This is a genomic window from Niveispirillum sp. (assembly GCF_017996735.1).
Lineage (GTDB): Bacteria > Pseudomonadota > Alphaproteobacteria > Azospirillales > Azospirillaceae > Niveispirillum.
On sequence record NZ_JAGOGJ010000081.1, the window covers coordinates 21,192 to 31,313 of the forward strand.

The 10,122-nt window shown below is 65.0% G+C and carries 13 protein-coding genes; 2 read left to right on the forward strand and 11 right to left on the reverse strand.

Going from position 1 to position 10,122, the window contains the following annotated elements:
- Positions 1-7 precede the first annotated feature (7 nt).
- Genes KBA48_RS21715 through KBA48_RS21735 form a run of 5 tightly spaced genes read right to left on the reverse strand, consistent with a single transcriptional unit; the run spans position 8 to position 4,106 of the window.
- A complete protein-coding gene (locus KBA48_RS21715; RefSeq protein ID WP_292910303.1) occupies positions 8-1,072 on the reverse strand; it encodes an ABC transporter substrate-binding protein in 1,065 nt (354 codons plus the stop codon).
- A gap of 30 nt (positions 1,073-1,102) precedes the next feature.
- Positions 1,103-1,894: an ABC transporter ATP-binding protein gene (locus KBA48_RS21720; RefSeq protein ID WP_292910304.1), complete on the reverse strand. Its 792-nt coding sequence runs from the start codon at positions 1,892-1,894 to the stop codon at positions 1,103-1,105.
- A 17-nt stretch (positions 1,895-1,911) separates the two neighbouring features.
- Positions 1,912-2,751 (reverse strand): ABC transporter permease, encoded by an 840-nt coding sequence (locus KBA48_RS21725; protein WP_292910306.1) that lies wholly within the window; start codon positions 2,749-2,751, stop codon positions 1,912-1,914.
- Positions 2,752-2,764: 13 nt separating this feature from the next.
- Entirely contained in the window at positions 2,765-3,523 is a 759-nt protein-coding gene (locus tag KBA48_RS21730) for an ABC transporter permease (protein WP_292910307.1), read from the reverse strand.
- A gap of 13 nt (positions 3,524-3,536) precedes the next feature.
- Positions 3,537-4,106, reverse strand: coding sequence for an NAD(P)H-dependent oxidoreductase (locus tag KBA48_RS21735; protein WP_292910308.1), 570 nt, complete (start codon positions 4,104-4,106; stop codon positions 3,537-3,539).
- Positions 4,107-4,116: 10 nt separating this feature from the next.
- Here KBA48_RS21735 and KBA48_RS21740 point away from each other — a divergent pair, with 10 nt between their 5' ends.
- Positions 4,117-4,299, forward strand: a complete 183-nt coding sequence (locus tag KBA48_RS21740) for a hypothetical protein (RefSeq protein WP_292910310.1) — start codon at positions 4,117-4,119, stop codon at positions 4,297-4,299.
- An 80-nt stretch (positions 4,300-4,379) separates the two neighbouring features.
- On the opposite strand, the gene KBA48_RS21745 is transcribed toward KBA48_RS21740, so the two are convergent.
- From KBA48_RS21745 to KBA48_RS21770, 6 genes are all read right to left on the reverse strand, one after another.
- The gene (locus KBA48_RS21745; protein WP_292910312.1) at positions 4,380-6,155 is read right to left on the reverse strand and encodes an ABC transporter ATP-binding protein; all 1,776 of its coding nucleotides are present in this window, start codon (positions 6,153-6,155) and stop codon (positions 4,380-4,382) included.
- Between the two features lie 88 nt (positions 6,156-6,243).
- Positions 6,244-6,549 (reverse strand): PilZ domain-containing protein, encoded by a 306-nt coding sequence (locus KBA48_RS21750; RefSeq protein WP_292910314.1) that lies wholly within the window; start codon positions 6,547-6,549, stop codon positions 6,244-6,246.
- A gap of 38 nt (positions 6,550-6,587) precedes the next feature.
- On the reverse strand, positions 6,588-7,763 hold the full coding sequence (locus KBA48_RS21755) for a PP2C family protein-serine/threonine phosphatase (protein ID WP_292910316.1): 1,176 nt from the start codon (positions 7,761-7,763) through the stop codon (positions 6,588-6,590).
- A gap of 11 nt (positions 7,764-7,774) precedes the next feature.
- Positions 7,775-8,536 (reverse strand): ATP-binding protein, encoded by a 762-nt coding sequence (locus KBA48_RS21760; protein WP_292910318.1) that lies wholly within the window; start codon positions 8,534-8,536, stop codon positions 7,775-7,777.
- 15 nt (positions 8,537-8,551) lie between these two features.
- Positions 8,552-8,857 (reverse strand): STAS domain-containing protein, encoded by a 306-nt coding sequence (locus tag KBA48_RS21765; protein ID WP_292910320.1) that lies wholly within the window; start codon positions 8,855-8,857, stop codon positions 8,552-8,554.
- 16 nt (positions 8,858-8,873) lie between these two features.
- On the reverse strand, positions 8,874-9,701 hold the full coding sequence (locus KBA48_RS21770; protein WP_292910321.1) for a hypothetical protein: 828 nt from the start codon (positions 9,699-9,701) through the stop codon (positions 8,874-8,876).
- Positions 9,702-9,938: 237 nt separating this feature from the next.
- On the opposite strand from KBA48_RS21770, the gene KBA48_RS21775 reads away from it, so the two are divergent.
- Positions 9,939-10,122: DUF2786 domain-containing protein (locus KBA48_RS21775; protein WP_292910323.1), on the forward strand; the 184-nt coding region annotated here is incomplete at its 3' end.

Here is a 10,122-nt window from a genome sequence, read left to right on the forward strand (position 1 = left end):
AGTCTCCTTATGCTGCGGTCCGGATGCGTGCCTGAACCTCGGCCAGGGGGCGCGGGTCGATCCAGTCATTGATGTCGAAATCCTGGTCCAGCGCCCCGATGGAGGCGATGTAATCCTTGAACACACCCAGGCCCTTGATGCTGTCGTCGGACAGTTCCACCGACAGCGACCGGTGCAACTGCTCCCCATAGGCGCGGCGCAGCCAGCGTTCGGACCAGCCCGTCTCCCGCGCCACCAGGGCGGTGGCATCGTCGGGATGCAGGGCCGCCCATTCACCAGCCTTCACGACATTGCGCAGGAAGCGGGTGACGATCTCGGGATGGTTCTCGATCGTGTCCTCATTCACCGTCAGCGGACGGGGAGTGCAGTTGGACACGCGGATATAGGGATCGGGATGGAAACCCAGATCGAAGATAATCCCCGCGCCCAGCAACTGCGTCACCTCCGCCCCGCGCACATCCTTGACATAGACGGCATCGACCTCACCCCGGACCAGGGCATAGACCTCGTTCGTGTAGGAATGACGGCGGCGGCGACCGGCAAAGGTCACCGTGGCATCGGGTGCGCGCGGATCATTGGCCAGCGGCACGGCCTCATCGGCCAGATCCTTCAACTCCACATCGCCCAGACCCAGCCCTTCCGTCTCCAGCGCTACCGTAAAGGCGCGCAGGGCGGAGATGCGGTTATGGTCGACCAGGCTGCCATGATGCGGGATGCCCACCCGGCGGCCCCGCAGGTCGCGTACCGATCGGATGCCCGATTGCGGCAGGGCGATGATGGCCTGGTATTCGTCGGTCCAGGTGATGCCGATCACCTTGGTCCGCCCCCCCTTACCCCGCGCCCAGATGGGCGGCACCGATCCGCCCTGGCGGAAGGAATGGTGCAGCGAATGGGTGAAGTGGGACGCCTGTTCGTCCGGATCGGCAGACTCCCGCAACGCCTTCACGATGATGCCATCGGGCGCGAATTCCTGCTCAAACCAGGCGAACTGTGCGGCCAGCCCGAAGGGTGTGGGGACGGAGCAGCGCGTATACCACAGCGTGTCAATATTGGCCGGGGCGGCAAGGGTCATGATGGGATTCCTATCGGGAAGGCGCCAGGATCAGCCGGCATGCAGCAGGGAAAGGATTTCGGCCTTCAGCGGTGCCAAAGACGGGTCGGCGCGATCACGCGGATGGGGGGCCGGAACATGCAGGATGCGGGCGATGCGGCCCGGCTGCATGACGACGATGACATCGCCCAGGAACAGCGCCTCATCCACATCATGGGTGACCATGATCATGGTGCTGCGCCGGGTCAGCCAGATACGCTGCAATTCCGATTGCAGGCGCAACCGGGTCAGCGCGTCCAGCGCGCCCAGCGGTTCATCCAGCAGCAGCACCTGCGGCTCCGGCGCCAGGGCGCGGGCGATGGCCGCCCGCTGCGCCATGCCGCCCGAAAGCTGGTGCGGGAAGGCCTGGGCGAAGCCGTCCAGCCCCACCAGGGTCAGGAGACTGGCTACCCGTACCCGTTTGTCGGCCGCCGCTTCATCGCTGTTGGACAGGGCCAGCAGCACATTCTGTTCGACGGTCAGCCAGGGGAACAGCCGGTGATCCTGAAAGATCAGGCCGCGATCCAGGCCGGGACCGGCCACCGGCACCCCGTCCAGCAGGATATCGCCCCGGTTCTGCCGCTCCAGGCCCGCGATCAGGCGCAGCAGCGTGGACTTGCCGCAGCCGCTGGCCCCGACGATGGAGACGAACTGGCCGGGCGCGATGGTCAGGCTGACATCCTCCAGCACCGACAGTTTGCGCCCGTCGATATCAAAGCTTTTATCCACATGCCGGATTGCCAGGCCGCCGGTATGCGGGGCGCTGTCGGCCTGGACGCTGCGCGGATCGATGATGGCGTTCATGGGAGTTCTTCCAGGGTTCAGCCGGTGACGCGCCAGCGCAGAAGGCGCGCGCGGACCAGCGACAGGATCAGATTCAGGCCATAGCCCATCAGGCCGATGGCGACGACGCACAGCACCACCACCCCCATGTCGCCCGCCATCTGCGCCGTATGCATCAGAGAGCCAAGGCCGGCGCCCGTGCCGAACAGCAGTTCCACGCCAATGGTGGAAATCCAGGCGAAGGCCAGGGCCTGTCCGATGCCGGTCAGGATGGAGGGCAGGGCCGTGGGCAGCAGGATGAAGCGGAAGGTCCGCCAGCGCGACAGCATCAGCACGCGCCCCACCTCCAGATGCTTCTTTTCAGCCTGGGCGAAACCCTCATAGGAATTCAGCAGCAGCGGGTGGAAGGCGGCGACGGCGACCAGCAATTGCTTGGCCCCCTCCCCGCTGCCCAGCCACAGGCCGACCAAGGGCAGCCAGCCCAGCAGCGGCACCTGCCGGAAGGCTTGCAGCAGCGGTCCGAACAGGCGCTCCACCATCGGGAAACCGGCCATCAGGCTGCCCAGCACAATGCCGGACAAGCCCCCCAGCGCCAGCCCGGTCAGGGCGCGACCCAGGCTGGACCCGGCATTCACGGCCAGTTCGCCGCTGGACAGCAACAGCAGCAACCGGTCCCCGATCTGATCCAGCGGGACGAAGGCATAGGCGGTGCTGGCATCGATGGTGGAAGCCCAGTGCCACAGGCCGGCCAGCAGGACCGGCAGCAGCAGGCCACGCGCCCGCTTGACCAGCGCCACCAGCCAGGCCGGCGGCGGATCATGATCATCGATCCGGTCGGCATGCACGAAGTTGGGTGGAAATTCAGCGATCAGCGACATTCTCAACCCCTCCTCACGCGGTTTTCCAACGGACCAGCCGGCGCTCGGCCAGCCGGAAACCCTGGTCCAGGGCGAACCCGATCAGGCCGGTCAAGGCCACGCCCACCATGACGGTATCGATGCGGAACATCTGGCGGCCCATTTCCATCATCTGGCCGATGCCGTTTTCCGCCGCCATCAGCTCTGCGGCCACCAGCACGATCCAGGCCCGCGTCAGACCCAGGCGCAGACCGGTCAGGACCGGTGGCACGGTCGCCGGCAGGATCAGACGCAGCAGCACGCGGACCGGCGACAGGCGGTAGATGGCGGCCACTTCCAGCCAGCCTTTGGAAATGCCCTTCACCCCGTCATGGGTGGCCAGCGCCACAGGGAAGAAGGCGGCCTTGGCCACGATGGCCAGCTTGAACCCCTCATCCACCCCCAGCAGCAGGATCAGCATGGGCAAGAAGGCGATGGAGGGCACCTGCCGCACCGCCTGGAAAAAGGGGCCGGTATAGGCGGCCACCAGGGCGGAACGGGCCAGCAGGATGCCGAAGCCCAGCCCCAGGCTGGCACCGATGGCAAAACCCGTCAGAAGACGCCACAGGCTGGCGCGCAGATGATCGGCCAGTTCACCGCTGGACAGAAGCTCGTTGAAACCGTCGATAACGGCCGATGGTGGCACCAGCACCTGGAGGGGGGCACCCTCTCCACTGGTGGCGCCGATCCACGCGGCCAGGATCAGGCCCGGCACGACCAGCGGCAGCAGGCGGCGGTGGAGGATCGATGGCATCGTCCCCTCCCCGTCAGGCCACGACCGCAACGCCGGCCAGCGTGCCGCGCGTCAGGCGGGCCACTTCCTCGGCGATACGGTCGGCCTGGGCCAGCAGGGCGGTGGAGGACAGGGCGAAGCCGCCATCCTCGTCGGTCTGGAAATCGCCGTCACGGGCGAATAGACCGGTCGGCGCCGTATGGGTGCCGAAATAGGCGAAGAGCGGCCGAAGCTGATGGTCGATGATCGACAAGGGATCGCCGGCGGCGCCCGTGGCCCCCAGGACCACGATCTTGCCCGCCAGATCGTCAGGGTCCAGCAGGTCCAGGAAATGTTTCAAAAGCCCCGTATAGGACCCTTTCTGAACCGGGGTGCCCACGACCAGCACATCGGCGGTGCGCAGGGCCGCGAAGGCATTGTAAAGGGCCGGCAGGGCTTCGCGCGGATGCAGCGTACCCGCCAGGGCGGGCGCAAGGGCCGCCACCTCCACCAGACGCGTCTGCGCCGGTCCCAGTTGGGTCGCCAGACGACACACCATATCCTCCACCAGCGACGTGGTGCGCGAGACGCGGGACAGGCTGCCGGAAAGGCCGACGATACGCATGGGAACCTCCATGGTGGGCGGTATTGCCAGGGAGGTTCATGGCAAATATCATGCCATTCCTGTTAATATAGCGGCGCACGGGGAAAATGGCCGCGTTTTGTATGTGAATTCACAAAATAAACGATTATTTTGTGTGAATATGTTGTTCCAGCAACAACACACCACCACCGAGCTGCCCGCCACCTGTCTGTAGATCAACAGGGGTGACAAGCGCGGGTACTCCTCCGGTTCCATCGGTCAAGAACTCGACCGATGGCCTTGCCTGAACCAGACCTATATGCCGCCCTGCAGCATCTGGAACCGTGCATAGGCACCGCCCTGGGCCAGCAGTTCGTCATGCGTGCCCTGTTCCACCACCCGGCCGGCATCCATCACGTAGATATGGTCGGCATCGGCGATGGTGGACAGGCGATGGGCGATGACCAGGGTGGTGCGCCCGGCCTGCAGGCGGCGCAGCGCTTCCTGCACAGCCCGCTCCGACGCGCTGTCCAAGGCGGAAGTGGCCTCGTCCAACAGCAGGATGGGCGCGTTCTTCAACATGGCCCGGGCGATGGCGATGCGCTGACGTTGCCCGCCCGACAATTTCAGGCCCATTTCGCCGACCAGGGTGTCGTACCCGTCGGGCAAGCCCATGATGAAATCGTGCGCCGCGGCGTCATGGGCCGCCGTCTCCACCTCCGCCCGTGACGCGCCGGGCCGGCCATAGGCGATATTGGCCAGGATCGTGTCGTCGAACAGGGCCGTTTCCTGGCTGACCAGCGCGATGGAGGCGCGTAGCGATTCCAATGTCAGATCGCGCACATCATACCCGGCCACGCTGACCGACCCACCCGTCACATCGTAAAACCGGGGGATCAGGTTCAGGACGGTCGTCTTGCCCGACCCCGATGCGCCGACCAGGGCCACCGTGCGGCCCGATGGTACATCAATATCCACGCCGTCCAGCGCCTCCTTCTCCCCATCATAGGAGAAGCGGACGTCGCGCAGGGTCAGGTCGTGGCGGCTGTCGGGCGGCAGGACCGTGGCGTCCTTGCGGTCGGTGATGGCGGGGGGCGTGTCCAGCACGGCCAGCACACGGTCAGCCGCAGCCAGCCCCACCTGCAACTGCGCGTTCAGCTTGGTCAGCGCCTTCATAGGCTGATAGGCCAGCATGAAGGACCCGATGAAGCTGACCAACTGTCCCGCCGTGCGGGTGCCGTCGGCAATGGCCAGACCGCCATAGACGATGACGCCCACCACGGCCGCACCGCTGAAAATCTCGTTGATGGGCAACATGGAAGCGCCGGTGCGGTAACTTTTCGCCGTCAGCTTGCGCAGCCGGTCGATGGTTCCCCCCACCCGCTGCTCCTCATACGCCTCCATGCCATAGGCCTTCACATGGCGCGCACCCTGGAACGTCTGGCCCAGGACGGACGAGAAATTGCCCAGTTCCGTCTGCTGGCTGGCGGCAATGCGGCGCAGACGCTTGCCCAGCCGGCCCAGGAACCAGCCCGATACCGGGAACACGGTGAAGGCGATCAGGCCCAGGCGCCAATCCTGGTAGAACATGACAAAAACCAGCACGACCAGCGTCAGCCCATGGTTGACGGCCCCCGTCAGGCATTCCGACACGGCCAGCCGCATCTGGTTCACATCATTGACCAGATGCGAAATCCATTGCCCCGACGCGCGGCCATGCAGAAAGGCCAGGTCGGAACGGATCAGGTGGCCATAGACCTGCGCCTGGATACGGGCCACGATGCGCTGGCCCACATGATTGACCAGCACCGAATGGCCATAGGCCGCCGTGCCGCGCACCACGAAGGCCGCCATGATCATGGCCGCGAAGGGCAGCAGGAAACCGTGGTTGTCAGGCTGGAAAGCCCGGTCCAGCAGGGGCTGGAAACCCAATCCGACAACGCCCGTCCCCGCCGCCTCCAGCGCCATCAGCAGCAGGGCGATGGCCAGTTTCGGCTTGTAGGGTCCCAGATAGGATGCCGACAGCCGGCCCAGCAGGGCACGGGTGCGGGTGGCCTTTTTCGGGGCGGGTTGAATGTTGGGAACGGCCAAGATCTGTTTCCGTCAGGGGCGGTCGGGTAAAGACCATAGCACATGGCCCGCCAAGCCCCCGGACGCAAGGGCCGTGGAGGTAACCCTTCTATTCGCCCACGGGGCTTTGCCCCATGGCCCAGCCGGCCACGATGGCCCCGACCCCTTCCTTGGAGAATTCGATCCCGATGCCCAGGTCCGTGCGCCGCACCACCCGTGCATCGGCCATCAGCGCGATCTGGTGAATTTCAAGCACCGCCATGGTGCCGATGGGCAGGTTGGGTGCGTCGACCAGAAGAGCGCCGCTGGGCGACACGTCGCGCATATGGCAATCGAAGGTCTGGCCGCCCGCCTGCAGCCGAACATTGAACTGTACGGCATGGCGATCGAACCGGCGCCGGTTCGGCTTGAACAAGGACTTTATCCAATGGGGGAGGGACATCACCGGCATGGTCACACCCTGCTGATGCAAATGGCCGTCAGATCGTCGGCCAGGGGCCGCGCAGCCATAGTGTCGAAGGACGCGAGCAATCGTGCAAGCCTGTTCTCGCCGCCAGGGAAACATTGCCGCACAAGACGCAGCAATCCGTCCTCTCCGATCAGATGACCGCCCTTGTCATCGGCCTCCGTCATCGCATCGGAATAGACCAGCAGGGAGGCCCCGCGCGGGAAAGGCACGATGTCCGCCGTAAAGGACGGGTTGTTGGTCACCCCCAGCATCAGGCCGCTGGCATCCAGCATGGTCACCTGCCCGTTATGGAACAGCATCGGGCTGGGCGCACCGGCAGCCGCATAGGACAGGCTGCCCAGCCGGCTGTCGATGATCCCATAGAAGCAGGTGGCAAACTGCCCCACGGGCAACAGATCCTTCAGCGGCCGATTCAGCATGCTCAGCCATTCCGACGGCTCGAACCCCTGTGGCGGTATGCGCTCGATCAGGGTGTGAAAACGGAAGGTGTTGATGGCGGCGGAAATGCCATGGCCGGAAAAATCCGCAGCCAGCAGGCCCAACTGATCATCGCCCAGATCGAACAGGGTCCAGAAATCACCGCCCAGTTCATCCGATGGCTCAAAATGCCCCTCGATCGACAGCTTATGCCGGGCGCCGGCGGTGGCAATCGTGCGCGCATCGGGGATCAGCGAGGTCTGCATCGACCGGGCCAGCTTCAGATCGCTTTGCAGGCGGCGGTGGAAATCCGACAGGTTGCGGAAAAAGAACTGCTTTTCCAGATGCAGGCGGACACGCGCCATGCATTCGCCGGGATTGATCGGCTTGGTGATGATATCGCTGGCCCCGGCCTCGAAACATTTCACCCCGGCCGGGTCATTGGCGGTGGATATCTGCATCAACACCGGCAGATCGGCCCAGGCCGGCTCCTGCCGGATGCGGCGGCAGAGGCTGAGCCCGTCCAGCACCGGCATGCCGATATCCAGCACCACCAGATCGTAGCTGGTGCCCCGCAGCCTTGCCAGCCCCTCCTCCCCATCGGCGGCGACATCGATGCGGCCAATGCCCACCCAATGCATGAAGCGCGACAGGATTTCACGGTTGAACCGGCTGTCATCAACGATCAGGACGCGACAGTCAGCAAAGCTGATACGGTGCGGCCCCTGGGCCGGCGGCGTCATGGTCGCTTCCGTCATCGGCGGAAATACAGGTTGACGGTGCGCCCGGCATCGCTGAACGACACCCGGTCGGCCAGTTCATCCATGATGCGCAGGCCGCGCCCGGACTTCGCCTCCAACCGGTCGATGCTGGTCGGGGCCAGACCGGAATGGCCGCGCCCCTGGTCGCTGATACGGATACAGAGTTCTTCGGGACCGGCCACGGCTTCCACCGTCACGCGCCGGTTGGCGTGGGCACGGTCGGCCAGCCTGTCCTGCACCGCCCGGAAAAAACTGTCAAAGGCCCCCACATCCGCTGACGGCCCTTGATGGATATCCAGATTGCCATGGACGATGGCATTCGACACCGCCTCATGCACGCATATCTCCGCGTCTGCCCGGCGTTGCGCATCAAGCCAGCCGCGTGCCAGCAATGCCGCACAGAATTGCGGCGCCATGTCCAGGCTGAAACTGGTGATGGTGGACAATGACAGATGCAGCAATAGCTGACCCGTCAACCCCGCCAGCAACCCGGCGGGCAGTTCCTCGTCATCGCCCAGTTCGACATAGGCGCGGGTACCCAGGTCCAGCGCGGCTCGCAATTCCCGCGCGCTACCCCGCAAAGTCACCAGGATGATAGGGGCCGTGAAAAGCCCGCCATCCTCCGCCGCTTCCACTTCCCAATCGCCATGCACCAGCCCGTGGGCCTCGGCCAACCGCCGCAACAGCACGGGCGGCACCTCCCCGCCGATGGACGGGTGGGAACCAGCAGCCGGGTGCGGGGCGTCGGACACCATGCGGCAGCCCCGGTATCAGGGCGTGACGCGGAACAGGGTCTGGAACTTCGCGATCTGCAGGATTCGCTTCACCGACTCCTGTGCGCCGAACAGCTCGATTTCCATCTTTTTCGGCAACGCGACATCGCGGGCGATCAGGAACATGCCCAGGCCCGAACTGTCCACGAATTCCAGACGCGTCAGGTCGAAAATGCAGACATTGCCTTCCGCCTTTTCGATCGCGTCAACGACGTTGCGGAACTTTTCATGGTCGATCAGCGTCATACGGCCCGACAGGGTGACGCGCAACCCATCAGCGGCGGTGTGGACGGTGTAGTCCATCAGAAGTCTCCGTTAATCAGTCGAACAGATTGTCGATTTCGGATTGGTCGAGCGGGTTGGGCGGTTCGTCCGCGGTGGCCGCCATCGCCGCGTCCCGTCGCGGGGGTGGTGGCGGGGACGCCGGCCGTGGTGCAGGCATCGCCCCGGACAGAAGCGCATCAACCTCGTTCTGGTTCACACCATCGTCACGCGGGCCGCCCAGAAGATGCGCGTCCGGCCGGCTATCGACCGGACCGGTCGGGGCCGGAGCCTTCACACTGTCGATGTTCCAGATGGAAATCATGGCATTGACGCGCTGTTCCACATAACGCAGCGCGTTCACCACCTTGCTGGTCCGCTGGCCCGTCAGGTCCTGGAACGAGCAGGCGGTGAAGATGTTCGTCACTTCGTTTTCGATATCCGACACCAGATCACGGTCGGCCCCCGCCCGCTTCAGGCGGCCCGCAACTTCCATCAGCCGTTCGGCCGATTGCAGAATCTCGATCGACGCCCGTTCGGTGGTGGAAACGATGGCGTCCAGTTCGTTGGTGGCGATGTCCAGGCGGTTGTTGGACTGGTCCTTGGGCCGCAGCGCCGCAATCTCGCGGCGCGCCTGCTCGATCGATGCCGCCATTTCCATCAGTTCGCTGCGCAGCACTTCCGCGCGCCCCGATGTCTGCAACAGGCTGGACTGGCTCTCGAACAGTCCGCGCAGATCGCTCAGCGCGACTTCGACCCGCGTCTGCCCCGCCTCCCCCGCCCGGCGCGCATGCTCACGCAGGAAAGCAAGCCCTTGCGGCGACTGTGCGATTCGGTCGTACAGGGCGGCATAATCCCCCTCGGACAGACCCGGAATGTTCCCCATTTCGTGCAAGATGCCGCACCATTCCATGTTCGGGGCCGTCACCCGGTCCGGCCGCCCCACGCGGCAGGCGACCCGGCCCGCCTTATTGCTACCACCATCGGGGCAAGTGCAGCAAATGATTGCACTGTTGCCCTTCGAGGTTTTTGTCGGCGCGGGTAAAATCGGCCGGAAACACCACCGAACTGGACAGGAACCGGCGGGCTGCTATGCTGCTCGTCCAATATGGACGATTGACGCATGCTGGATCTGGTGAAGCTGGGCAAGGTGCTGGCCCTGGTCGACAGCTCGAACGAGGGCGAGGCCGCAGCAGCCATTGAAAGCGCCCGGCGTCTGCTGGCCCGCGACGGCAAACGCTTCGCCGATCTGGCCACCATGCTGATGGAGGCGGGCAAGGCCGTCCCCCCGCCCACCCCTCCTGCCC